The sequence below is a fragment of the Micromonospora sp. WMMD736 genome (genome assembly GCF_049179015.1).
GTDB lineage: Bacteria > Actinomycetota > Actinomycetes > Mycobacteriales > Micromonosporaceae > Micromonospora.
The window spans coordinates 6,992,501-7,017,031 of record NZ_JBMHMI010000001.1 but is presented as its reverse complement, the minus strand read 5'-3'; the positions used below and the strand labels follow the sequence as shown (position 1 = coordinate 7,017,031).

Genomic DNA, 24,531 nt, shown 5'->3' with positions numbered 1-24,531 from the left:
CACCCCGGCTGGGACCGGAACGGGCCGCCCCGGCGACACCCGGCGGTCAGGAGGCGGCGACCCCACTCGATGGCGCCGGGGTGTCCGCCGGACGCCGCTGCGCCGGAGCGGTGGCCGCCGCGCCCGCCGTCGGACCTGCCGACCGGCCGGAGTCGTCGGCCGGCGGTGGGCCCAGGTCCGGCCCGGGGACGACCGTACGGGGTGGCGCGGCGGGCGAACCGCTGACCGGCCGGGGATGACCCGCCCCGAGCGGACCACCGCCGCCGGTCGGACCGCTCCCCCCGCCGGCCGGTCCGTCGCCCCCGGAACCCGGGTCGTCGTCGGCCTCGTTCTCCCGTGCGCGGCCCGTGGCGGGGCGGGTCCGGTCGGCGGCGTGCCCGAGGACCCGCAGCGACGCCAGCGCCGCCAGCGGCACCACCAGGGCCGCCGCCGCACCGGCCACGTCCAGTGCCGCGCCGTCGAGCACACCGCCCAGCACCGCCGCGACCGCCGTGCCGCCGAACGCCGCCCGCACCGCCGGGTAGATGCCGAACAGCCGCATCAGCCCACCCCACGGCTGCAGCAGGGCGAACCACACCAGCAGTCCGCCGGCGAGCGCCAGCACCGTCAACGGGCTGTTCACCAACGTCTCGAAGTTCGCGGTGCTGGACCGGTGCACGGTGAACCCGCCGGTGCCGTCGCCGACCGCGGACAGGAACCGGCCGAGGCTGCCCCGTTCGGCCGGCGGCCGGCGCAGATCCACGACGGCGAAGCCGATACCGACCGCCAGGGCGGCCATGGTGGCCCACGCCAGTCGGCTGATCGTCAGCCAGCCACCGGCACTGATCGCCGCCGCCACGCTGAGGCCGGCGGTCAGCGCGATCGCGCCGACCGGGTCGGCACCCAGGTAGGGGCTGCCGGCCACCACCACGGCGAGGCCACCCACGGCGACCATCACCGCGGGCCGCCAGCGACGGTGCACCCGCTGGGCGAGCCACCCGCCGGTCACCAGCGCGCCGGCCAGGAACACCCCCAGCGCGACCGTGCTCAGCCCGGCGTACCGGCCGCCCTGCAACGCCGAGTAGCCGACCACGCCGTTGAGCTGGAGGCGGGCCCCGGTCAGCACGTCCACGCCGACGATCAGGGTCGTCAGGCCGGCCACCGCGCCAACCGGCCCGAGGGTCTTCGCGTACCCGGGGGCGAAGCGGACCGCGGCCGTTCCTGCCGCGACCAGCAGCGCGGTCACCGCGGCGAAGATCCATCCGGGATGCCCGCCGCGCCACCAGGGGACGGCGTCGGCCAGCAACGCGGCCGGGACGGTCAACGCCGCCGCGACCAGCAACAGCTCGACCACCCCCAGAACCCGGGCCGGGATCGGGGTCGGGCCGGTCGGGCCCGCGTGTGGCCGCGCACGGCGCAGCAGCGGCAGCACGGCCAGGGCCAGCAGCACCTGCGCCCCCGCGAGCAGGGTGAAGAACCCGCCGGAGACGGTCCGCTGGGCGGCCGCCTCCCGGTCGGCGTCCGCCGGGGCGTTGATCGCCTCCGTCAGGTCCGCCGGTCGACCGCCGGTGCGGACCGCCGGCCGGCCGAGGAACAGCCGCTCCGGCATCGGCCGGCCCAGCGCGGCCAGTGCCGTCGGCGCGAGGTCGACGAGTTGGAGGTAACCGTCCCGGCCGGTGCTGGCCGAGGTGAGCCAGCCCCGCTCCCAACCCGGCCCGTCGGCGATCGCCACGTGCAGCCGCGACGGCCGCTCGGTGTCGGAGATGCCGGCGACCAGCACCAGCGACCGCGGCGGTCGGGCGGCCAGGACCCGGGCCAGGTGGGCGTCGGCGACCCGTGCCTCCTCGGCGCGCGCCGCCGGGTCGGTCGCCTCGATCGTGCCGAGGTCGACGATGCTCAGGACGCACGAGCCGAGCAACCGACGCGGATCGGCCGGCAGGCCCGCGGCGTACCTGTCGACCCGGCCGAACGGTCGGGCGGCGGCGACCGCGGCGCCCGGTCCGACGGCGACCGAGCAGCGCACCGACTCCGACAGCGACCCGGGCAGGGTGCCCCACGGCAGCCGCTGCTGGTTGTACTGGACCACGCTCTCCTGATCGGGCAGGTTCGCGCCGATCCCGTCCGGCTGCTCCACGGCCACCGAGGTCGGCGGGCAGCCGCCGTCGGGGCGGGCGCCGTTCCATCCGGCGAAACTGCCCGCGCCGAGCGTCAACCAGCCGTCCACCGGGCAGGTGGGCCGGTGCGCGGACCGCACCGACAGCGAGCCGATCGAACCCTGCTGGGCCATCCGCCACAGCGTCGGCGTGCGCTGCTGGTCGACGTCCTCCCAGCGCAGTCCCGCGATGCCGGCGAGCACCACGAAGTCGGCGGTGCGCTGCGGCGTGCCCTGCGGCGGCCGGACGGCCAGCGCGGCCACGCCCAACGCCACCACGAGCACGGTCAACAGGGCCGGGGCCAGTCGACGCATCATCAGCGGTGTCCCGTCACGGGCGCGTCGGAGCCGGGCGATGCCGGATGGGCGGACAGTTCGGCGTAGAGGGCCGCCAGCACGGCGACCGTGTCCGCCTCGGTGGGCCACGTCGCCGCCCGTTCGGCGCCACGCCGACCCAGTTCGGCCCGGGCCGCCGGGTCGTCAAGGAGCGCGCGCACGGCCGCGTCGACCGCGTCCACGTCGACCGAGGGGACCAGCGCGGCGGCGTCACCGACCAGTTCGGGCAGGCCGCCCACCGCCGTCGTCACCAACGGCACGCCGGCCCGCATCGCCTCCTGGGCGAACAACTGCCGCGCCTCCCAGTCGCTGGTGACCACCGCGAGGTCGGCGCCGACGAGCAGGTCGGCCACATCGGTACGGTGCCCCAGCAGGGTCACCGGAGCGCGGGCCGCCGAGATCCGCGCGGCCAACGCCAGGTACGCCGGGCCGCTCCCGGCGATCACCACGACCGGCGCAGGGGTACGCGTCCGCCAGCGGGCCGCCGCGTCGACCAGCACGTCGTAGCGCTTCTGCGGGTGCAGCCGGCCCACCGAGAGGATGAGCGGCTGCTCCGGTCCCACGCCGAACTCGGCGCGGACGGCGGCGCGACGCCGACGCGGCGCGGCCAGTGTCGGGGCGGCGACCGGGGCGAGCCGCGCGTCGGCGGCGCCCAGCGCGGCGGCCCGCGCGACCAGGTCGGCGGACGCCCCGAGCGCCACCCGGACCCCCCGGGCGACCACCCGCTCGACGAGCCGGGACACCCCGCCGCGCAAACCGCCCGCCAGGACCGCGTTGTGCCAGGTCACCACGAGCGGGGCGGTCGGCCGGGCCAGGACGGCGACGAGACCGGCGCGCAGGCCGTGCGCGTGCACCACGTCGACCCGGGCCGTGGCGAGCACCCGGCGCAGGGCGAGCACCGCCCGCGCGTCGGCCGGGGTCGGGCTGGCCGGGATCTCCACCGGTTCGAAACGCGCCCCGACGCCGGTGAAGTCGAACTGCTCCTGCGTCGCCGCCGGCCCGCAGACCAGCACCCTCGCCCCGGACGCGACGAGCCCCCGTGCCACCGAACGGACGTGCTGGCCGACGCCACCGGTGCTGGACGCCAGCACCAGCGCCACCGCGCCCGACCAGCCGTTGGTCGTCGTCATGCCGGCCACCGCCGGTTGGTGTTGACAACGCTCACCGAACCGCCGTCTCCTTCCCGTCGCCCCGCTCCGGGGGCACCGCGCCCGGCGTGGACGTGCCGGCCCGGCCCCGCTGGCCCCGCCGCAGGCGGCGAACCACCCCGGTCAGTAGCGGCCGTACGTCCCGCCGGTCGACGAACCAGACCACGACGAGGAACACGACACCGACCAGAACCCCGGACAGCATGCCCTGACCGAGCGCCACGGCCGTCGTCGGGGTGCCGTCGTCCAGCCTGTCGAGCCAACGGCTCAGGGCCAGCCCGGCGAACGCGGCGAGCAGCCCGGCGACGAGGCCGGCCGCCCCGGCCCGCGCCGCGCCGGCCAGCGCCGCCGCACCGGCGGCCCGCGTCACCGCGACGACCAGCAGCGCACCCAGCACCACCATGCCCACCGAGTTCGCGGACGTCACGGCGAGCACCCGGTCGGTCAACGGCAGGATCCTGCCGAGCGCCAGCACCGCGACCGGCACCACGAGGAAACCGACGGCGGTCGCCACCGTCGCCGCCCGGGTCTGCCCGCGCGCGTAGAGCGCCCGGGTGAGGATCGCGAACAGGCCGTAGCCGACCAGGCCCGGGGCGTACCCGATGATCGCGGCGGCGGCGGTGGGCGCGGTGGACGCGGGAAAGAAGAAGTGCCCGATCGGCACGGCTGTGCCGACCAGCGCGGCCGCGCCGAGGCAACTGAACAGCAGCACCCCGCGCACGGCCGGCGCCAGGGTCGCCCGGTAGGCGTCCTCGTCGCCGGCCGACCGCGCCGCCGCGAGGGTCGGATAGGCCGCCACGGCCAGCGGCACCGCCAGCACCGCCCACGGCAGCAGGTAGACGGTCTGCGCCAGGTTGTAGACGCCGGGGTTGCTGCGCGCGCCCGCCGTCACCTGGTTGAGGCTGACGATCAGGGCGATCTGCTGGGTGGTGACGGTGACCGCGCCCGCCACCGCCAGCGCACCGACCCGGGCCCGCGCGTCGGCGGGGAACCCGAACCCGGGCCGCGCCCCCAGCCGCAACCGGCGGACCGGGATGAGCAGCGACAGTGACAGCACCACCACGCCGAGGGTCGTGCCGGCGGAGAGCAGCACCTCGCCGCCGGGGCTCACCCCGGCGACCGTGGCATAGCGGCCCTGGGTGGCCGTGAACCCCAGGTAGACCACGATCACGGTGAGGCTGGACAGCAGTGGGGCGAGCACCGGCCAGGCGAAACGGCGGTGCGCCTGGAGCACCCCGGTGAGCACGATCCCGACCCCGTACAGCGGTAGCTGCGGCGCGAAGACCCGCAGCATCCGTACGCCGCTGCGTTGCTGGGCGTCGGTGAGGTGGTGTCCCAACGACTCGACCACCGGTCCGGCGAACAACGCCACGAGCAGCGCCAGCGGCACCAGCAGGACCAGCGTCCAGGTCAGCAGCGCGCCGGTGGTCCGGGCGACCGTCGTACGGTCACCGGCCTCGACCGCGCCGGCCAGCAGCGGTACGACGAGGCTGGCCAGCGCGCCACCGGCGACGATCTCGAAGATGAAGTTCGGCACCGCGTTGGCGACCACGTAGGTGCCACCGAGGTCGGTGTTCCCGAGGCTCCAGGTGAACAGGGCGGTCCGGCCGAAACCGGCGAGCCGGCTGAACACGGTGAGGACGGCGATGAGCGCGGCTGCCCCGGCCAGCCGGCCGGCGCCGGCGAGGGGGGCCGGTCTGGTCACGTCAGTCGGTGCGCCGGCCCAGTGCGTCGAGCTCCCGCAGGCCCGGAGTCCGCTGGATCACCGCCGTGAAGCTGACCTTCTCGCTGGCGGCGGTGAGCCCGGCCAGCACGGCGAGCAGTCCGGCGCGGCCGAGCGGGCCGGTACGGGCGGCCAGCGCCACGCCGAGCAGCGCGCCGAGCGCGTTCGCGCCGCTGTCGCCGACCATGACGTCCTCGGACAGGTCGTCGCCGAGCAGGCCGGCGGCGGCGCCGGCCGCACCGGCGGCGATCCCGCCGTGCGGGCCGCCGGTCAGCGGCGCGGCCAGCAGCAGCCCGGACTTGATGGCCCGGCCGGGTCGCAGGTCGAGCAGGTTGAGCAGGTTGGCGGTGCCGGCGATCACGCCGGCGCCGAGCAGCACGTCGACGCCCCGGCCGAACGCGCCGTGGCGCTGCCGGCGCGGGTGCGCGGAGACACGGGGGTCGGCGGCGAGCAGCGCGGCGGCGCCCAGCCCGGCCGCGCCGACCCCGGCCACCTTGACCAGCCCGGCGGTGACCCGCCCCTCGCGCAGCGCGGCGAGGTGCCCGGCGAAGCCCTTGGCCGCCTTCTGCTCCGGTCGCGCCCCGACCACGTCGTCGTAGAGCCCGACACTTCCGGCGCCGAGGCCGGCGACCAGCGCGGCGCCACCGGAGGCGGCGCTCGTCGCGCCGAACGCGCCCGCGGCGCTCGCTCCGGCCGCGAGCGCCGGACCGGCGGCCAGGGTCACCGTACGGCCGCGGAAGTTGGTGCGCTCCAGCGTCGGCCCCACCGGGGCGGTTCGCACCTCGCGCAGCGCGTAGCGGGCGGCGGCCGCTCCGGCGGCGGCGACCAGCAGCCGTCCCAGCGTGCTCATGCCGGCACCTCGTCGATCACGGACACGGCGGTACGTCGTTCGCTCACTGGGGCAGTCTAGGCAGCAGGGACGCGGCGTTGTCGCCGACGCCGTACTGGCCGGCCTTCTTCTCGGTGAGCTGCTGCACCAGGGCCAGACTGGTGACCAGTTGCCCCTGGACGGTGTTGGCGTTGTCGACGGTCGAGATGGTCTGCGACAGCACCGGGTCGCCACGGACCACGGACACGACGTTGCCGCCGGCGGAGCCGTTGCCGCTCACCACGATCGCCCCGGTCCGGTCGAACTGTTCGGCGATCTTGACGACCGACTCGTCCCGCTTCTCGGAGTCCTTGTCGACGTACGGCTGGCCGCTGACCACGACGACCGCCTCCGCCGGACCGGTCACCTTGTTGTTGTCGGTGGTCAGGTAGCCGGCGTTGTTGTACGCGGCGAGCACCGCCCGCCGGTCGGCGTCGCTGACCGGCGCGGTCCCCTGGGCGCGGTCCAGCAGGACGCTGGCCAGCAGCGCGCTGGACGTCTCCACGCCGTGCCCGTTGCCGGGCAGGCCGGTGGTCTGCGCGGTGGGCCGGGCGGCGGTGACGGCCAACTCCAGCAGGTTGGAGTTGTTGTCCGGGTTGATGAACTTGTCCTGCAGGTCCACCCGACCGGTGATGGTGGCGCCGGCCTGCTGCAGCTTCTTGAGCACGCCCTCGGTGTGGTCACGCCCGTTCGGCAGGCTGAGCACCACCACCCGGCGCCCGGTGAGGGTGCCCGGCAGGACCACCTGGGACATCTCCTCGGCGAACTCCTCCTCCAGACCGAGCTGCTTCTCCATGTTGGCGACCTGCTGACGCCACTGCTGGTTGTCCTTGCGCAGCCCGGTGACCTGCTGCTTGAGCGAGTCGGCGACCGGACCGTTGAGGGCGGCGGTGCCGACCACCAGGCCGATCGCCAGGGCCAGGAAGACCGCGGTGAGGGACACCACGTGGTAGCGGAAGTTGATCACGCTTGCAGCCTCTTGATCGGTCGGGAACTAGAAGAGCCGGTACAGCTGGAACACGAAATTGTCCCACCATTCGGCGACCACACCCAGGTACGCCTTCCCGACGGTGGAGACCGCCACCGCGGAGGCCATCGCCGCGATCGCCGAGAGCACCAGCAGCAGCAACGACGAACCGGAGATGCTCTGCCGGTAGAGCCGGCTCACGCCCTTGGCGTCGACCAGCTTGCCGCCGACCTTCAGCCGGGTCAGGAACGTCGAGGCCATTCCGCCGCGGCCCTTGTCGAGGAACTCGACGAGGGTGGCGTGGGTGCCGACCGCGACCAGCAGAGAGGCGCCCTTCTCGTCCGCGAGCAGCATCGCCAGGTCCTCGCTGGTCGCGGCGGCCGGGAACGTGATGGCCGGGACGCCGAGCCCGTTGACCCGGGGCAGGCCGGGCGCCCGCCCGTCCGGGTAGGCGTGCACGATCACCTCGGCGCCGCAGCGCAGCACGTCGTCGGTGACCGAATCCATGTCCCCGATGATCATGTCGGGGGTGTACCCGGCCTCGACCAGCGCGTCCGCGCCGCCGTCCACGCCGATCAGCACCGGCTTGAACTCCCGGATGTACGGGCGCAGCACGTCCAGGTCGGCCTTGTAGTCGTAGCCGCGCACCACGATCAGGCAGTGTCGGCCCTGGATCTGGGTCTGGATGTCCGGTACGCCCACGCCGTCGAGCAGCAGGTCGCGTTCCTGGCGCAGGTAGTCCATCGTGTTGGCGGCGAACGCCTCCAACTGCACCGACAGCCCTTCCCGGGCGTCGGACATCGCCTTGGCGACCGACTCGGCGTCCTGGAGGGTGCCGTGCGCCACCGGCTCCTCGCCCGCGAACACGGTGTTGCCCTCGATGCGTACCTGGTCGCCCTCGCGGATGCGCTCGAAGACGCCCTCGCCGAGATCGTCCAGCAGCGGGATGCCGGCGGCGATCAACACCTCCGGCCCGAGGTTGGGATAGCGGCCGGAGACCGACGGCTTGGCGTTGAGGACCGCGGCGACACCGACAGCGACCAACGAGTCGGCCGCCACCCGGTCCAGGTCGACGTGGTCGATGACCGCGATGTCACCGGGGCGAAGCCGCCCGACCAGGCGTTTCGTCCGGCGATCAAGGCGCGCGGTGCCGAGGACTCTGCCCGGTTCGGCATTCCGGTTCCGGCGCAACGTGGGTAGACGCATCGTGACCATCCTGGCATGTGAGGCAGGCTTTTCTGTCGCGACATGCCTGAGCAGGGCCGCCTACCCAGGGAAGCACACGCCGACGCGAGCCGGTGTGCTTGCGCCCACAATACGCGGCGTCACAACCGCCTCTCCTTCGCCGCGACCGCCAGAAGCTCCTCGGCGTGAGCGATACCCAGATCCGAATCGGGCAAACCGGCGAGCATCCGGGCCAGTTCCCGGGCCCGTTCGGTGTCCTCCACGACCCGTACGCCGCTGGTCGTCACCGCTCCGCCGGTGTCCTTCGCCACCACGAGGTGCCGGTCGGCGAACGCGGCCACCTGCGGCAGGTGTGTGACGACCAACACCTGGTGACTGCGCGCCAGCCGGGCCAGCCGCCGGCCGATCTCCACCGCGGCCTGACCGCCGACACCCGCGTCGACCTCGTCGAAGACGAGCGTGGGCGGGCCGCCGGAGCCGGCGAAGACCACCTCGATGGCGAGCATCACCCGGGACAGCTCACCGCCGGAGGCGCCGCGCTGCAACGGCAACGACGGCGCGCCCGGGTGGGCCAGCAGCCGCAGCTCCACCTCGTCGCCGCCGTCGGCCGCGACACCCACCTCGACGCCGTTGACCGTCAACGACGGCTCGGCCCGGCCCGCCGGCCGGGGCAGCACCGCCACCTCGATCCGCGCGTGCGGCATCGCGAGACCGGCCAACTCGACGGTGACCTGGTCGGCGAAGCGGACCGCCGCCTCCTGCCGGGACACCGACACCCGCGCGGCCAGGTCGGCCACCTCCGCGGCCAACCGCTGCCCCTCCCGGTCCAGCTCGTCGAGCACGTCGTCGGAGGTGTCCAGGTCGGACAGTCGGGTGCGGGCCCGCTCGGCCCACGCGACGACCCCGTCGACGTCGTCGGCGTACTTGCGGGTCAACGCGCGCAGCGCGGCCCGTCGCTCGTAGACGTGCTGCAACCGGGCCGGGTCGGCATCCAGCGTCGCCAGGTACGCCGACAGCTCCGCCGACACGTCGGTGACCAGGGTGGCCGCCTCCTCCAGACGGGCCGCCAGCTCACCCAGCGCGGGATCGGTGCCGGCCTGCGCCTCCAGGGTGCGCCGGGCCGTGCCGAGCAGCGCCGCCGCGTCCGGCGTCTCGTCGGCCGCCTCCGCGCCACCCGCCACGCACTGCTGGGCCAGCTGGGCGGCCGTGCGCAGGCCCTCGGCGTGCTCCAGCCGCTGCGCCTCGGTCTTGAGCTCGTCGTCCTCGCCGGGCTGCGGGTCGACGCGGGTGATCTCGTCGAGGCCGAGCCGTAACAGGTCGGCCTCCTGGCTGCGCTCGCGGGCGTTGCGCCGCCGGTCGGCCAGGTCGTCCACGACCCGCCGCCAACCCGTGTACGCCTCGCGCAGCGCGTCGAGCAGCTTCTCGTGCGCCGGCCCGGCGAACCGGTCCAGCGCGGCCCGCTGCTCGGCCGGACGCAGCAGGCGCAGCTGGTCGGACTGACCGTGCACGGCCACCGCCTGCTCGCCGACCTCGCCGAGCATCGACACGGGCATGCTCCGGCCGCCCAGGTGGGCCCGTGAGCGGCCCTCGACGGTCACCGTACGACTCAACAGCAGCGAACCGTCCTCGTCGGGCTCGCCACCGGCGTCGCCGATCCGGGCGTGCACCGCGTCGGCGACGCGCCCGGCGAGGCGCAGCCGCCCCTCGACCACGGCCCGGCCCGGCTGGGCACGCACCCGCCCGGCGTCGGCCCGGCCGCCGAAGAGCAGGCCGAGGCCGGTGACCACCATCGTCTTGCCGGCACCGGTCTCGCCGGTGATGACGTTCATGCCGCCGGTCAACGGCAGCGTGGTGTCCTCGATGACGCCGAGTCCGGTGATGCGCAGCTCTTCCAGCACAGCAACCGACAGTAGACGCGAGGGCCGACAGTTGACCAGCCGACGGGCCCCACGACCGGGCCGCGGTGCGGCCGTGACCTCCCCGACGTACAGTCTTGCCCCGTGTTGGACGTGATCGGCCTGACTTCCGCCGAGGAGGCGCTCTACCGCTGCCTGCTCCAGCTCACCACGGCCCGCCCCGACGAACTGGTCCACCGGCTCGACTGGCCCCGGGCGAGGGTGGTCGAGCAGGTCGAGGCCTTGCGGGCCAAGGGTCTCGTACAGCTCACCGACGACGATCCGGACGCCCCGCTCTACCCCACCGCACCGGACGTCGCCCTCGGCGCCACGTTGCTGCGCCGCCAGGAGGACCTGGAGGCCGCCCGCCACCGGGTCACCCAACTGGCCGAGGAGTACCGCGCCGGCCTGCGCCGCCACCACGTCGACCACCTGGTCGAGGTGATCCGTGGCGGACGGGCGCTGCGCGACCGACTGCGCGAGGAGCAGAACTCGGCCCGCGAGGAGGTGCTGTGGTTCTGCCGCGCGAACCCCCTCGCCATGGCCGGCCCGGAGAACGTCGAGGAGTTCGACGCCCTCGCCCGCGGGGTGAGCTACCGCGCCATCTACGAGCGGGACCTGCTGCTGGAGCCGGGCGCGCTGGCCGACCTGGCCAAGGGGGTCGCCGCCGGTGAGCAGGCCCGGGTGCTGGACCGGCTACCGGTCCGACTGGCCATCGTGGACGCGCGTACCGCCATCTGCCCGCTGGTGCCCGACCGGGACGGCGGCGAGCCGAGCGCCGCGGTGATCGGCCGCAGCCAACTGCTCGACGCGCTGCTCGCCCTCTTCGAGAGTCACTGGCGGGTCGCCACTCGGCTGCGACTCGACGATCCGCTGCCCGGCGCGGCGACCGTGCACCGCCGCGCCACCGGCGACGACGCCGCGGCCGACGGCTACCGGCCGGACGCCGACGAGGCCCGGCTGCTGTCGCTGTTCGTGGCCGGCGTGCCGGACAAGTCCATCGCCTCCCAGCTCGGGGTGAGCCGCCGGACCGTGCAGCGCCGCCTCGCCGACCTGATGGACGCCGCCGGTGTCGACACCCGACCCGGGCTGGCGTTCCAGGTCGCCCGGCGCGGCTGGCTCTGACCCGGCGCTGCGGCCGCGGCGCGACGACGGACGCGGCCGGGCCCACCGTCGAGGTGACGGTGGGCCCGGCCGGGTTCTCCGATCAGCGCAGCCCGTACGCCCGCAGCACCGTCTGGTCGACGGTGTTCCCGGCCCGGTCGGCGGCGTGCACCCGCAGCGACACCGTCGCGCGGCCGGCCGGCACCGTCGCCGTGTAGCGGACGCCCGAGCCGTGGACCGGTACGGACCGCCAGGTGACGCCCTCGTCGAAGGAGACCTGCACGGTCAGGCTGGCGCCCTTCGGCGCGGCCACCCCGGCGGGCTGGCGCAGGGTCAGCCCCACCTGGTGCGGGCGGTTGCCGGGCACGGTCCCGGACAGGTCGGCCGGCACCCGGTAGTCCACCTGCAACAGCGACAGCGGGCTGGCCGCGTCACCCGCCGGGCGGGCCGACGTGAACTGCCAGGCGGTGTCCGTCCGGGTGCCGTAGCGCCACCCGTCCGAGGCCCGTCGCGTCGTCACGTCGAGCCGGTAACGGGACGGTCCCGCCGTGGTCGGCACCGGCGTCCAGCCGTCGGACAGGTCGGCGATCTGCCGCCCGTCCCGGCTGAGGCGGGCCTCGACGCTGTCCGACTCCTCGCTGTCGCCCGCCACGCTGTAGTGCCCGTCGGCGTCGACGAACTCGGGCACCCGCACGTCGAGGACGTCGCCGGTCCGCGTCGGCACCGGCGCGCCGCTCGCCGGCACGGCCGGACGGACCACCGGGGCGTGCCAGGACTCGGTCTCGCGGTCGTCGGCGGCGTACCGCCGCGGCTCCTGGGTGAGGCCACCGGTCAACTGCCCCCACTGCATGAACATCTGCTTGTGCAGCACCCGGTGCTGCCACCAGTTGTCACCGGCGCTGACGAACTCCTGCCGGATGGTCCCGTTGTGGACCAGGCGCTGGTCGTCGTTCCAGGCGTACTCCTGCCACGGACGCCACCCGAACCGCTCCTCGGTGGCCCAACCCGCGCCCGTGTCGCCGTAGCGTGCGGTCACCTCGGCGGTGTTCTTCGCGGTCACCGTGTGCACGATGCGCTCCGGCACCCGCCCCTTCGACACCTGCCACACGTCGTACAGGTAGGGGCTGTCCACGGTCAGCGTGAGGTCCAGCGTGGCGCGACCCCGGCGCGCGGCCGCGATCAGTCGCTGCCCGTCGTCGTACGCCACGACCATCGCCGGTACGGGCAGCCGCTCCCCCTCCGGCCGCCAGACCGTCCACGCGCTCTGGTCCTCGGGGCGGACGATCAGCACCGCCGCCGCACCGGCCGCCGCCACCGCGGCCACCTGCTCCTCCTCGCTGCGGTTCGGGTCCGTGGCGAGCAGCGCCGCCGCGCCCCGCACCCGGGTCAGCTCGGCGGGCGTGCCGGTGCCCGCCCAGACCAGCGGCAGCTTGCGTCGCCCGGTCGGCGCCGGGGACGTGCCCAGCAGGTTGATGTCCGACGGCGCGGACACGCCGGTGACCGTGGCGTCCACCATGGGCGCGACGAGCTGCCAGCGGGAGGCGAACTCGAACTCGCCCTGGCGCACCGGCCGGGTCGGCGTGACGTTTACCTGCTGGACGGTGCTGTACGCCATGACGCCGTGGTCGACCTGCCGGCCGTTGCCCAGCACCCGGTGCACGTAGAAGCTGAGCGTGGCCCGCTGTTCGCTGGGCTTCGGCGTCTCGACGCGTACCGGCGTGCCCTTGCGGGCGTCCAGTACGACCGTCAGGTCCCGGTCGACGGTCAGCTCGGGTTCGACGGTCTGGGTCAGCTGCTCGTCCAGCGGAGCACCGTGCTCGACCAGCGCGGTCAGCAGGTAGCTGCCCTCCTCGACCCGCAGGGTGCCCTCGCCCGGCCACCAGCCCCAGTAGTCCGACTCGGGCTGCTCACCAAAGAGGGTCAGGGCGGGCGAGAGGGTCGGCTGGCCCTGCCGGCCCAGCACCTTGATCGTGACGTCGTGCTGCGGCCCGCTGACGGTGAGGGCGACCGGCGTGCGCACGGCGACGCCGTCCGCGCCGGTCGCCACCAGAGCGCCCCCGTGCGGGCCCCGGGCCAGCTTCGCCGGGTCCGCCCGCAGCGGCACGGCCACGCTGCCGCCCGCCGGCACGGTCACCTCGTCCGCGCCGACGGCGACGCCGTCGGTCTCGGCCGCGCCGGTGTCCAGGTTGCGCAGCTCCAGGGCGAGGCGCAGGGTCCGCGCGACGGACGTGCCATTGGTGTACGTCACACTGCGCTCGGCCACCGGTCCGCCGGTGCCGACCCGGCCGAAGTCGGCGGTGGCCGACGCGTACACCCGTTGGGTGAGCGCCCGCGCGACGTCCACCCGACCGCCGCCCTGCTCGAAGACGGTCAGCTCCGGATTCGCCTTCGTGGTGCTGACCAGCGCGTCCTTGAGCGTGCCGGCTCTCCAGTCCGGGTGGTCCTGGGCGAGGATCGCCGCCGCGCCCGCCACGTGCGGGGTGGCCATGGACGTCCCGGACGCCGCCGTGTAGGCGTCGCCGACCGGCGTACCCATGGTGGTGCCGGCGGCCCGCGCGGCGACGATGGCCACGCCCGGCGCGGTGATCTCGGGCTTGATGCCGTTGTCGCCGACGCGGGGGCCCCGGCTGGAGAAGTCCGCCAGGTTGTCGGCGCGGTCGACCGCGCCGACGGTGAGCGCCGCCGTGGCCGCGCCCGGCGCGTTGACGCTCCGCGCCGCGCCCGAGTTGCCGGCGGCGATCACGAACAGGGCACCGGTCTCGGCGGTCAGGTCGTTCACCGCCTGGCTCATCGGGTCGGTGCCGTCGGTCGGGCTGCCGCCGAGGCTCATGCTGACGACCTTCGCGCCGGAGTGGGCGGCCCACTCCATGCCGGCGATGATGGCCGAGTCGTAGCCGGAGCCGCCGTCGTCGAGCACCTTGCCGACCAGCAGCCGCGCGCCCGGCGCGACGCCCTTGCGCAGCCCCGCCGACGCCGCTCCGCTGCCCGCGATGGTGGCGGCGACGTGGGTGCCGTGGCCGTGACCGTCGCGGGCGCTGCCGCTGCCGGAGAAGTCGCGCGCCTCGGCGATCCGCCCGGCCAGGTCGGGGTGGGTGGCGTCGACGCCGGTGTCGAGCACGGCCACCGTCACGCCGGTGCCGTCGCGGCCGGCCGCCCAGGCCGCCGGAGCGCCGATCTGCGGGACGCTGTGCTCCAGCGTCGGGCGCACCCGACCGTCCAGCCAGACGCGGGCGATGCCGCCGCCCAGCCGGGGGGTCGTGGTCCGGGTCGTCGGCGTGCCGGCGAGGGTGGTCCACAGGCCACCCAGGTCGGCCTTGCCGACCCGCACCGCGGCACCGTTGATGCTCGGCAGGGGCCGGGCGTCGGTGACGCCGCCGAGCGGCCGGACCCGGCCGGCGGACGGCTCCTGGTAGCGCACGATCAGCGGCAGCGCGCCCTGCGCGGCGTCGCCGTAGCCGTCGGCGGCCAACTCCTGCACGTCGAACAGGTTGGCGTCGAGGATGCCGCTGGAAATGTAGGGCGCGGCGTCGCTGGGCAGGACCCGCAGCCCGCCGTCGACCTCCAGGGTCTGGAAGATGATCCGTTCCCGCCCGGGTCCCGGGCGTACGGTGGCGGCTACCCGACCCGGCGCGGCCGGCGACAACTCGACCTGGTCGCCGGTGATGAGGGTGATGCGGACGGGCGCGACGGCCGGGGCGGACGCGCCCAGGCTCGGGCCGGTGGGCCGGACGGGCGGCGCGGCGGAGGCCGGCGCGGCGAGGCCGACCACCAACGCGCCGACCGCGCCGGCGCTGAGCCAGCGGGGGGACCAGTGCATGCGATGCGCTCCTTCACTCCTTCGGGCCCGACATCCGTGGATGGGGACCGATCGGAGTCTGCGACGCAGCGCACAACCAGGTCACTAGCCTCTCGCCGCCGCAGCGGCGACATGTCGTCAGGTGGACAACCGCCGGACACCGCCGGTGTGTGCCACCGTCACCGGCGGCTGCCCCGCCAGCCGTGCACCGGAAGGCCGAACTTGGCGACCAGCCGGTCGGTGAACGGGCGGGCGCGCAGCCGCACGATGCGTACCGGCAGGGCACCCCGGCGTACGGTCACCCGGGCGCCCGGTGGCAGGTCGTACACCCGTCGGCCGTCGCAGGCGAGGACGGCGAGGGTGGTGAACGGGTCGACGGTGATGACGAACGTTGACGTGGGCGCGGTGACCAGCGGACGGCTGAACAGCGCGTGCGCGCTGATCGGCACCAGCAGCAGGGCCTCCACCTCCGGCCACACCACCGGGCCGCCGCCGGAGAACGCGTACGCGGTGGAACCCGTCGGAGTGGCGCAGACCACGCCGTCGCAGCCGTACCGGGACAGCGGACGGCCGTCCACGTCGACCAGGAGTTCGAGCATCTGCGCCCGTTCGCCCTTCTCGACGCTGATCTCGTTGAGCGCCCACGACTCGATGGTCGGCCCGCCGTCGAACTCGGCGGTGACGTCGAGCGTCAGCCGCTCGTGCACGGTGTAGTTGCGCTCGACGACGTCGCGGACCGCGGTGTCCAGATCGTCGATCTCCGCTTCGGCGAGGAAGCCGACCTTGCCGAGGTTGATGCCGAGCAGCGGCGCCTTCGCCGGACGCGCCAGTTCGGCCGCCCGCAGGAACGTCCCGTCCCCGCCCAGCGCGAAGACGATCTCGGCGCCCTCGGCGGCCTCCGGGCCGGCGACCGGGACCACGCCGGGCAGGTCGAGGTCCTCGGCCTCGTCGGCGACGACCCGCACCTCGAATCCCGCGGCGATCAGGTCGGCGGCGACCGACCGGGCGTGCTCGGTGCTGCGCCGACGACCGGTGTGGGTCACCAGCAACGCCGTGCGGCTCATCGGACCGGCCGCCCGTCCACGACCGCAGGGCCCGACGCCCACGCCCCGGCACGCCCGTGTGCCGTCGCGTGCCGCTCGCTGTAAGCCTTCACCCCGCGACCTCCTCCGCCGCCACGTCCGGCACGTCGCCGGCCGTCGTCGTGCCGTCCGGCCCGGCGTCCACCACGGCCCGTACCCGCTGCGGGTCGGCCGCCGGAGCGCCCCGGCGCAACCATATGAAGAACTCGACGTTGCCGCTGGGCCCCGGCAGCGGGCTGGCCGCCACGTCCGCCAGGCCGAGGCCGAGCTGGGCCGCCGCGGCGGCCACGTCGAGCACCGCCTCGGCGCGCAGCGCCGGGTCGCGGACCACGCCGCCGGCCCCGACCCGCTCCTTGCCCACCTCGAACTGCGGCTTCACCATCAGCGCCAGGTCGCCGTCCTCGCGGGTGCAGCCGGCCAACGCCGGCAGCACCAACCGCAACGAGATGAACGACAGGTCGGCCACCGTCAGGTCGACCGGCCCGCCGATCGCGTCCGCGACGAGGGTACGGACGTTTGTGCGTTCCAGAACCCGGACGCGCTCGTCGGTCCGCAGGGACCAGGCGAGCTGCCCGTAGCCGACGTCCACGGCCACCACCTCGGCGGCGTCGGCGCGCAGCAGCACGTCGGTGAAGCCCCCGGTCGAGGCCCCCGCGTCCAGGCAGCGCCGCCCGGCGACACGCAGCCCGCCGAACGCGGCGAGGGCACCGGCGAGCTTGTGCCCGCCCCGGGAGACGTACTCCTCGGTCGGATCGGCGCCGGTGACCAGCAGCGGGTCGGCGGGGTCGACCATCGCGGCGGCCTTGCGAGCCTGCACTCCGCGCAGCTGGACCCGGCCGGCGTCGACCAGCGCGGCGGCCTGCTCACGCGAGCGGGCGAGCCCGCGACGGACGAGTTCGGCGTCCAGCCGGTTGCGACGTGCCATGGGTGTTTCTCCGGTCTGTCGGGCGGGGTCGCCCTGCTCAGGTCTGGTCGATGGTGGCGAGGGTTTCGCGCAGCGTCTCGTAGGCCGCCTCGTACTGCGCGATCTGGTCGGCCGGGGCGAGCGCCGCCGCGTTGTCCATGGCCCGCACGGCCGCCTCGACCGCCGGGTGGCTCGCCGCGTCGTCGGCACCGGCCGTCAGGTCGGGCGGCGGGCCGGGGCGGACGCCGGCCGGCGGGCCCGGCCGGGCCACGAACGAGCCGGCCGGTGGCGGACCTGGTCGGAAGCCACCGGGTGGACCGGGACGCGCCACGTCGCTCACGACTCACCGTCCGGGCGGCGCTTGCGGACGGCCTTCTTCGCCGGCATGTCCGCCGGAGTCGGGGTGTCGTCCTGGTCGGCCGGCTGATCGTCGCCGGTCCGGCTGATCGTCGCGGGAGGCTTGCGGACGATGGCCTTCTTCGCGACGGCCTTCTTCGCGATCGCCTTCTTGGCGACGGGCGCGGCCTTCTTGGCGACGGGCGGCGCGGCCTCCTGGGCGACCGGCGCTCCGGCGGGGCCGTCCGACGGCACCAGGCCGGCACCGGGCTGCGCCGCCCGGGTCGGATCGGGCTGGGGCGCGGGTTCGGCGGCGGACGGACCGCTGGTCGTCGTCGGGGCGGGCGACTCGGTGGCCCGCGCCTCGCGCAGTTGCCGTTCCAGGTCCCGTACCCGTCGGGTCAGCTCGGCCACCTCGTCGGCCGTCGCCAGCCCGACCGCGCCGAGGGCCCGGTCGACCTCGAAGCGGACCAGCTTGGTCAACGACTCCCGGTTGGCGGCGCTGGTGCTGACCAACTCCTCGGCGAGCGCCTGCAGCTGGGCGGCGGTCGCCCCGCCCGTACCGACGACACGACGCACCGCGTCCTGCGCCTTCTTCCGGGGCGTCTCCGCCAGGCCCAGGGCCAGTTCGAGGTAGGCGCGCCACGCGTCCTGCATGCCATGGTCCTTCCATCGGGCGGGGTCTGCAGGTGTCACGCTACCGGGCACCCCGGACTGTCCCGTGCGGTACGGTGCCGGGGACGGCGTGGCAATCGGCGAGGGGGACATGTGGCCAGCGTGGACGAGTGCCGGCAGGCGTTGCAGGAGCTGGCCGCCCGGTTGGACCGCAACGCCGAGACGGTCCGTGAGCGTATCGACCTGGAACGCACCCTGGCCTGCCGCATCACCGACCTGGACACGGCCTTTCACGGACGGATCAGCGGTGGCCGGCTGGTCGAGCTCGCCGACGGCGACGACCCGAAGGCCAAGATTGCGCTGAGCACGTCCAGCGACGACCTGCTCGCCCTCGTCCGTGGCGACCTGGACGTCACCAAGGCGGTCACCTCCCGCCGGGTGTCGATCAAGGCCAACCCGTTCGACCTGATGAAGCTACGCAAGCTGCTCTAGACGTTCGCGCTCGCCCGACCCGGCGTGGCGGCGGCTGGCCTCACCCGTCAGCGTGCCCGTCGTCGGCCAGCCCTCACGCGATGCGGGCCGCCTCGCGCGGCGCCCAGCCTTACACGTCGGCGCCCAGCCTTACACGTCGGTGGGCAGCCCGAAGCTCTTCAGGGCGGCAGCCGCGTCCGGGCCCGCGGGGCGGATCGCCGGCACGGCGGGGACCGCCCAGGCCGCCGCGCACAGGGCGGCCAGCGCGTCCAGCGCCCGCCCGTCCCCCGCCAGTTCCAGCGTCCCGTCGCGGTCCGTGACGGACCAGCCGCCGGTGTCCGTCGAGCCCGGGACCCGCACCGCCGCCGCCGGGTCGAAGAGCCCCGCCAGGTCCCGCGCGACGTACGTGGGCCGCCGTCGTGGCTCGGCCGCGAGCAGCTCGGGTACGTCACTGACACCGGTGAGGACGAGCAGGCTGTCCAGCCCCGCGCGGCGGGCGCCCTCGATGTCGGTGTCCAGTCGGTCTCCGACGACGAGTGCCTTCCCGCCGTCGCCGCGCCGGGCGGCGGTCTCGAACAGGGCCGACTCCGGCTTACCGACCACCAGGTCCGGCTCCCGCTGCAACGCGGTCCGCAGCACCGCGACCAGTGACCCGTTGCCGGGCAGCGGGCCACGGGCGCTGGGCAGCGTCCGGTCGGTGTTGGTGGCGACCCAGATCGCGCCGGCCCGGACCGCGAGTGACGCCTCGGCCAAATCGGCCCAGCCGACCTGAGGGCCGTAGCCCTGCACCACCGCAGCCGGCTTCTCGTCGGCACGACTGACCGGGGTCAGTCCAACCGCCCGTAGCTCGGCGCGCAGCGCCTCCGCACCCACCACCAGCACCGGCGAGCCGGCCGGCAGCCGCTCCCGCAGCAGCTCGGCAGCCGCCGCGGCGGAGGTGAGAACCTCCTCCGGCCGCGCCGGCACGCCCATCCCGGTCAGCAGGTCGGCGACGTCGCTGGACCGGCGTGAGGCGTTGTTGGTGGCGTACGCGACCCCCCGCCCCTCCGCGTGCAGTTGGGCCACCGCCTCGACGGCGCCGGGAATCGGCCGGTCGATCAGGTAGATCACACCGTCCAGGTCGAAGACGACCAGGCTGTACCCGTCGATCAGCCGCTTCCCGGCGTCCGCGCTCACCGCTGCGTCGACTCCGGCTCGTCGCCCCGCACGGGGGCGGCCTCGTCGCCGTTCACGACCCGGTTGCCGGTGTCGACGGGCGTGGTCAGGGCCGGGGAGGCGTCGTCCTTCTCCGAGGCGCGGACGTCGACATCCTCGTCGTCGCCGTCGACATCCTCGGTGTCGACGCGGTCGGCGTCCTGCGCCAAGCGGCCGGTGACGCCGTCCTCCTCGTCGTCGTCGAAGTCCTCGTCCTCGTCGGCGGCGTAGTCGTCGTCCTCGTCGGCGTCGCTCGCGGTCAGGTCCGTGTCCGGCTGGGCCGGTACGGCGCCCGGCGCGCCCGGGCCGGCGGCGATCTCCTCGGCGTCGTCCTCGTCGTCGCCCTCGATGAGAACGCCGTCGAGTTCGAGCAACCGCTCGGCGGCGTCGGTCTCGCCCTCGGTGTCCACGTCGGCGGCGCGGGAGAACCACTCGCGGGCCTCATCGCGCCGGTCCACCGCGAGCAGCGCGTCGGCGTACGCGTACCGCAGTCGTGCCGTCCACGGCACCGTCGTCTCGCTGGTGAGGTCGGGCACCTGGAGCATCGCGACCGCGGCGTCCTTCTGGCCGAGATCACCCCGCGCGCCTGCGGCGACGATCAGCAGCTCGATGGCGACGGCCTGGTCCAGCTTCTCCTGGTCGGCGCCCCGGTACAGGTCGATCGCCCGCTCCGGCCGGCCGAGAGCGCGCTCACAGTCGGCGAGCACCGCGAGGTGACTCTGCAAGCCGGTCATCCGGTGGTACGTCCGCAGCTCGGCGATCGCGGTCTGCCACTCCCCCGCGTGGTACGCGGCCAGGCCGACCGCCTCGCGGACAGCGGAGATCCGCGACGCCAGCCGCCGGGCGGCCAGCGCGTGGGCCAACGCCTCGGCCGGGTCCTCGTCGATCAGCTGACCGGTGGCGACGAGGTGTCGGGCCACGGTCTCGGCGACCGGCTTGTTCAGCGAAAGCAACTCGGCACGGACGTCCTTGTCGAGGTCGGTCGCGACGATGTCGTCCGGCAGTGCCGGGGCCGCACCGCGCCCACCCTCGGTCGCCTCCGGGCCTGCCCCACGCTCGTCGCGGCGGTGGTCGTCCTCGCGACGAGGCCGGTCGTTAGCCCGGAAGCCGCCGTCACGGTCGCCACCGCGGTATCCGCCCTCACGGGGCGCACCACCCGGCCGGCGGTCGCCGCCCCGGAAACCACCATCGCGGTCGCCGCCCCGGAAACCGCCCTCACGCGGCGGACCGGAACGACCACGGTCACCACCGCCCTGGTAGCCACCCTCACGACGCTCGCCGCCACGGAAACCACCCTCACGGCGGTCACCACCACGGAAGCCACCCTCGCGGTCACCACCACGGAAGCCACCCTCGCGGTCACCACCACGGAAGCCACCCTCGCGGTCACCACCGCGGAAGCCGCCCTCGCGACGCTCACCGCCACGGAAGCCGCCATCGCGGTCACCACCGCGGAAGCCACCTTCGCGCGGCGGACCGGAACGACCACGGTCGCCACCGCCCTGGTAGCCACCCTCACGACGGTCACCGCCACGGAAACCGCCCTCGCGACGCTCACCGCCACGGAAGCCACCATCGCGGTCACCACCACGGAAACCGCCCTCACGCGGCGGACCGGAACGACCACGGTCACCACCGCCCTGGTAGCCGCCTTCACGACGCTCACCGCCACGGAAGCCACCCTCGCGGTCACCACCACGGAAACCGCCCTCACGCGGCGGACCGGAACGACCACGGTCACCACCGCCCTGGTAGCCGCCTTCACGACGCTCACCACCACGGAAGCCACCCTCGCGGTCACCGCCACGGAAGCCACCCTCACGCGGCGGACCGGAACGACCACGGTCACCACCGCCCTGGTAGCCACCCTCACGACGGTCACCACCACGGAAGCCACCCTCACGCGGCGGACCGGAACGACCACGGTCACCACCGCCCTGGTAGCCACCCTCACGACGGTCACCACCACGGAAACCGCCCTCGCGGTCACCGCCACGGAAACCGCCTTCACGACGCTCACCGCCACGGAAGCCACCCTCGCGGTCACCGCCACGGAAGCCACCCTCACGCGGCGGACCGGAACGACCACGGTCGCCACCGCCCTGGTAGCCACCCTCACGACGGTCACCACCACGGAAACCGCCCTCGCGGTCACCACCACGGAAGCCACCCTCGCGACGCTCACTACCACGGAAACCACCGTCACGGTCACCACCACGGAAACCGCCTTCACGACGCTCACCGCTACGGAAACCGCCCTCGCGGTCAGCACCACGGAAGCCACCCTCACGCGGCGGACCGGAACGACCACGGTCACCACCGCCCTGGTAGCCACCCTCACGACGGTCGCCACCACGGAAACCGCCCTCACGACGGTCACCACCACGGGTGCTGCCCTCGCGGGACGGGCCGGAACGACCACGGTCACCGCCGCGGAAGCCACCGTCGCGGTCGCCGCGGAAGCCGCCCTCACGACGCTCGCCGTCGCGGGCGCCGCCATCGCGACCGCCGGTGTAGCCGCCACGGGCGCCGCCGGCGTTGTCACGGTCTCCCCGGTACGGGGGCCGGTCGTCGCGGCGCGCTCCACGGTCGCGGCCACCTGGGCCGTCGGCGCGGTCCTCGTAACGACGCGGACGGTCTCCGCCCTGCGGTCCTGAACTCACAGGTACATCCTTCCTGATTGCGCCACCAATGGCGCCACGCAGTCGAGGGCCGACCCTGATGGGGCGGCCCTCGACTGGAAGATTGTCCGGCGGTGTCCTACTCTCCCACACCCTCACGAGTGCAGTACCATCGGCGCTGGAGGGCTTAGCTTCCGGGTTCGGAATGTAACCGGGCGTTTCCCCTCCGCCATGACCGCCGTAACTCTATGAACATATCAACCAACCCGGCACAACACTCACGGGTGGGTGTTTGTTCAGAGTTGCACAGTGGACGCGTAGCAGCTTAGTAGTCAAGTCCTCGGCCTATTAGTACCGGTCAACTGAACCCGTTACCGGGCTTACATTTCCGGCCTATCAACCCAGTCGTCTAGCTGGGGGCCTTACCCCACAAAGTGGGTGGGATACCTCATCTTGAAGCAGGCTTCCCGCTTAGATGCTTTCAGCGGTTATCCCTTCCGAACGTAGCTAACCAGCCGTGCCCCTGGCGGGACAACTGGCACACCAGAGGTTCGTCCGTCCCGGTCCTCTCGTACTAGGGACAGCCCTTCTCAAGTATCCTACGCGCACGGCGGATAGGGACCGAACTGTCTCACGACGTTCTAAACCCAGCTCGCGTACCGCTTTAATGGGCGAACAGCCCAACCCTTGGGACCTGCTACAGCCCCAGGATGCGACGAGCCGACATCGAGGTGCCAAACCATCCCGTCGATATGGACTCTTGGGGAAGATCAGCCTGTTATCCCCGGGGTACCTTTTATCCGTTGAGCGACACCGCTTCCACTCGCAAGTGCCGGATCACTAGTCCCGACTTTCGTCCCTGCTCGACCTGTCAGTCTCACAGTCAAGCTCCCTTGTGTACTTGCACTCAACACCTGATTGCCAACCAGGCTGAGGGAACCTTTGGGCGCCTCCGTTACCCTTTAGGAGGCAACCGCCCCAGTTAAACTACCCACCAGACACTGTCCCTGAACCGGATAACGGTCCGAAGTTAGATACCCAAATCAACCAGAGTGGTATTTCAAGATTGCCTCCACCCATACTGGCGTATGAGCTTCACCGGCTCCCACCTATCCTACACAAGCTAACTCAAGTACCAATGTCAAGCTATAGTAAAGGTCCCGGGGTCTTTCCGTCCTGCCGCGCGTAACGAGCATCTTTACTCGTACTGCAATTTCGCCGGGCCTGTGGTTGAGACAGTGGGGAAGTCGTTACGCCATTCGTGCAGGTCGGAACTTACCCGACAAGGAATTTCGCTACCTTAGGATGGTTATAGTTACCACCGCCGTTTACTGGCGCTTAAGTTCTCCGCTTCGCCCCGAAGAGCTAACAGGTCCCCTTAACGTTCCAGCACCGGGCAGGCGTCAGTCCATATACATCGAATTACTTCTTCGCATGGACCTGTGTTTTTAGTAAACAGTCGCTTCCCCCTGCTCTCTGCGGCCATACAACGCTCCACCCGCGCGGGGCTTCACGTCTCCGGCCCCCCTTCTCCCTAAGTTACGGGGGCAATTTGCCGAGTTCCTTAACCACAGTTCGCCCGATCGCCTCGGTATTCTCTACCTGACCACCTGTGTCGGTTTGGGGTACGGGCCGCTAAGAACTCGCTAGAGGCTTTTCTCGGCAGCATAGGATCACTGACTTCACCTGAATCGGCTCGGCATCACGTCTCAGCCCTAGTGTGTCGCGGATTTGCCTACGACACGGCCTACACGCTTACCCCGGCACAACCACCGGCCGGGCTCAGCTACCTTCCTGCGTCACCCCATCGCTTGACTACTACCCGCCAGGTTCCCACGCTCCCCAACATCCGTCCGAAGACATCAGCCAGTTCGGGTGGTTAGCACAACGAGGTTCATCAGGGACGCTCTTTCGCGGGTACGGGAATATCAACCCGTTGTCCATCGACTACGCCTCTCGGCCTCGCCTTAGGTCCCGACTCACCCAGGGCGGATTAGCCTGGCCCTGGAACCCTTGGTCATCCGGCGGAAGGGTTTCTCACCCTTCTTTCGCTACTCATGCCTGCATTCTCACTCGTGCCGCGTCCACAACTGGGTCACCCCGCTGCTTCACCCCCGGCACGACGCTCCCCTACCCATCCACACACCTGCACGCA

Annotated in this window: 17 protein-coding genes and 2 rRNA genes (1 of these 19 running past the window's edge); 3 read left to right on the top strand and 16 right to left on the bottom strand. The window is 73.4% G+C overall.

Annotation, left to right across the window (positions count from 1 at the left end; genetic code table 11):
• Nucleotides 1–46: 46 nt before the first annotated feature.
• The 7 genes from ACN269_RS31905 to recN form a co-directional block, all read right to left on the bottom strand.
• Entirely contained in the window at nt 47–2,449 is a 2,403-nt protein-coding gene (locus tag ACN269_RS31905) for a hypothetical protein (RefSeq protein ID WP_421476084.1), read from the bottom strand.
• Nucleotides 2,449–3,597, bottom strand: coding sequence for a glycosyltransferase family 4 protein (locus ACN269_RS31900; protein ID WP_421476082.1), 1,149 nt, complete (start codon nt 3,595–3,597; stop codon nt 2,449–2,451). The genes ACN269_RS31905 and ACN269_RS31900 overlap by 1 nt, the downstream gene beginning before the upstream one ends.
• A 31-nt stretch (nt 3,598–3,628) precedes the next feature.
• A complete protein-coding gene (gene murJ, locus ACN269_RS31895) occupies nt 3,629–5,320 on the bottom strand; it encodes a murein biosynthesis integral membrane protein MurJ (RefSeq protein ID WP_421476080.1) in 1,692 nt (563 codons plus the stop codon).
• Between the two features lies 1 nt (nt 5,321).
• Nucleotides 5,322–6,188 carry a hypothetical protein gene (locus tag ACN269_RS31890; RefSeq protein ID WP_421476078.1) on the bottom strand — a complete coding sequence of 289 codons (867 nt, stop codon included), beginning with the start codon at nt 6,186–6,188 and terminating at the stop codon, nt 5,322–5,324.
• Between the two features lie 43 nt (nt 6,189–6,231).
• A complete protein-coding gene (locus ACN269_RS31885; protein WP_421476076.1) occupies nt 6,232–7,173 on the bottom strand; it encodes a copper transporter in 942 nt (313 codons plus the stop codon).
• 27 nt (nt 7,174–7,200) lie between these two features.
• A complete protein-coding gene (gene steA, locus ACN269_RS31880) occupies nt 7,201–8,379 on the bottom strand; it encodes a putative cytokinetic ring protein SteA (RefSeq protein ID WP_234591007.1) in 1,179 nt (392 codons plus the stop codon).
• Nucleotides 8,380–8,498: 119 nt separating this feature from the next.
• Entirely contained in the window at nt 8,499–10,256 is a 1,758-nt protein-coding gene (recN, locus tag ACN269_RS31875; RefSeq protein ID WP_421476074.1) for a DNA repair protein RecN, read from the bottom strand.
• A gap of 102 nt (nt 10,257–10,358) precedes the next feature.
• Here recN and ACN269_RS31870 point away from each other — a divergent pair, with 102 nt between their 5' ends.
• Entirely contained in the window at nt 10,359–11,378 is a 1,020-nt protein-coding gene (locus ACN269_RS31870; RefSeq protein WP_421476072.1) for a helix-turn-helix domain-containing protein, read from the top strand.
• Nucleotides 11,379–11,460: 82 nt separating this feature from the next.
• On the opposite strand, the gene ACN269_RS31865 is transcribed toward ACN269_RS31870, so the two are convergent.
• The 5 genes from ACN269_RS31865 to ACN269_RS31845 all read right to left on the bottom strand — a co-directional run bounded on the left by ACN269_RS31865 (nt 11,461) and on the right by ACN269_RS31845 (nt 18,132).
• On the bottom strand, nt 11,461–15,174 hold the full coding sequence (locus ACN269_RS31865; RefSeq protein WP_421476070.1) for a S8 family serine peptidase: 3,714 nt from the start codon (nt 15,172–15,174) through the stop codon (nt 11,461–11,463).
• 158 nt (nt 15,175–15,332) lie between these two features.
• Nucleotides 15,333–16,217: an NAD kinase gene (locus ACN269_RS31860; RefSeq protein ID WP_421476068.1), complete on the bottom strand. Its 885-nt coding sequence runs from the start codon at nt 16,215–16,217 to the stop codon at nt 15,333–15,335.
• A gap of 88 nt (nt 16,218–16,305) precedes the next feature.
• On the bottom strand, nt 16,306–17,160 hold the full coding sequence (locus ACN269_RS31855; protein WP_421476066.1) for a TlyA family RNA methyltransferase: 855 nt from the start codon (nt 17,158–17,160) through the stop codon (nt 16,306–16,308).
• A gap of 37 nt (nt 17,161–17,197) precedes the next feature.
• Entirely contained in the window at nt 17,198–17,479 is a 282-nt protein-coding gene (locus tag ACN269_RS31850; RefSeq protein WP_421476065.1) for a hypothetical protein, read from the bottom strand.
• Nucleotides 17,476–18,132: a hypothetical protein gene (locus tag ACN269_RS31845; protein WP_421476062.1), complete on the bottom strand. Its 657-nt coding sequence runs from the start codon at nt 18,130–18,132 to the stop codon at nt 17,476–17,478. Before ACN269_RS31845 ends, ACN269_RS31850 begins: the two co-directional genes overlap by 4 nt.
• Before the next feature lie 111 nt (nt 18,133–18,243).
• Here ACN269_RS31845 and ACN269_RS31840 point away from each other — a divergent pair, with 111 nt between their 5' ends.
• Nucleotides 18,244–18,582 carry an SCP2 sterol-binding domain-containing protein gene (locus ACN269_RS31840; RefSeq protein WP_355050207.1) on the top strand — a complete coding sequence of 113 codons (339 nt, stop codon included), beginning with the start codon at nt 18,244–18,246 and terminating at the stop codon, nt 18,580–18,582.
• Between the two features lie 129 nt (nt 18,583–18,711).
• Here ACN269_RS31840 and ACN269_RS31835 read toward each other — a convergent pair whose 3' ends face one another.
• Entirely contained in the window at nt 18,712–19,737 is a 1,026-nt protein-coding gene (locus ACN269_RS31835; RefSeq protein ID WP_421476060.1) for an HAD-IIA family hydrolase, read from the bottom strand.
• The gene (locus ACN269_RS31830; RefSeq protein WP_421476690.1) at nt 19,734–20,675 is read right to left on the bottom strand and encodes a Replicase polyprotein 1ab; all 942 of its coding nucleotides are present in this window, start codon (nt 20,673–20,675) and stop codon (nt 19,734–19,736) included. Before ACN269_RS31830 ends, ACN269_RS31835 begins: the two co-directional genes overlap by 4 nt.
• Between ACN269_RS31830 and ACN269_RS31825 the strand changes: the two genes are divergently transcribed.
• Nucleotides 20,664–22,412, top strand: coding sequence for a hypothetical protein (locus ACN269_RS31825; protein WP_421476058.1), 1,749 nt, complete (start codon nt 20,664–20,666; stop codon nt 22,410–22,412). The two genes, ACN269_RS31830 and ACN269_RS31825, sit on opposite strands and share 12 nt — an antisense overlap.
• Before the next feature lie 90 nt (nt 22,413–22,502).
• On the opposite strand, the gene rrf is transcribed toward ACN269_RS31825, so the two are convergent.
• Nucleotides 22,503–22,619, bottom strand: a 5S ribosomal RNA gene (gene rrf / locus ACN269_RS31820).
• 85 nt (nt 22,620–22,704) lie between these two features.
• A 23S ribosomal RNA gene (locus ACN269_RS31815) occupies nt 22,705–24,531 on the bottom strand; it runs 1,282 nt beyond the window's last position.

What these genes read in the sequence shown, in the direction of transcription:
- ACN269_RS31905 (WP_421476084.1), bottom strand. Translation starts at nt 2,449, where the DNA reads ATGATGCGTCGACTGGCCCCGGCCCTGTTGACCGTGCTCGTGGTGGCG.
- ACN269_RS31900 (WP_421476082.1), bottom strand. Translation starts at nt 3,597, where the DNA reads ATGACGACGACCAACGGCTGGTCGGGCGCGGTGGCGCTGGTGCTGGCG.
- ACN269_RS31890 (WP_421476078.1), bottom strand. Translation starts at nt 6,188, where the DNA reads ATGAGCACGCTGGGACGGCTGCTGGTCGCCGCCGCCGGAGCGGCCGCC.
- steA (WP_234591007.1), bottom strand. Translation starts at nt 8,379, where the DNA reads ATGCGTCTACCCACGTTGCGCCGGAACCGGAATGCCGAACCGGGCAGA.
- ACN269_RS31865 (WP_421476070.1), bottom strand. Translation starts at nt 15,174, where the DNA reads ATGCACTGGTCCCCCCGCTGGCTCAGCGCCGGCGCGGTCGGCGCGTTG.
- ACN269_RS31860 (WP_421476068.1), bottom strand. Translation starts at nt 16,217, where the DNA reads ATGAGCCGCACGGCGTTGCTGGTGACCCACACCGGTCGTCGGCGCAGC.
- ACN269_RS31855 (WP_421476066.1), bottom strand. Translation starts at nt 17,160, where the DNA reads ATGGCACGTCGCAACCGGCTGGACGCCGAACTCGTCCGTCGCGGGCTC.
- ACN269_RS31845 (WP_421476062.1), bottom strand. Translation starts at nt 18,132, where the DNA reads ATGCAGGACGCGTGGCGCGCCTACCTCGAACTGGCCCTGGGCCTGGCG.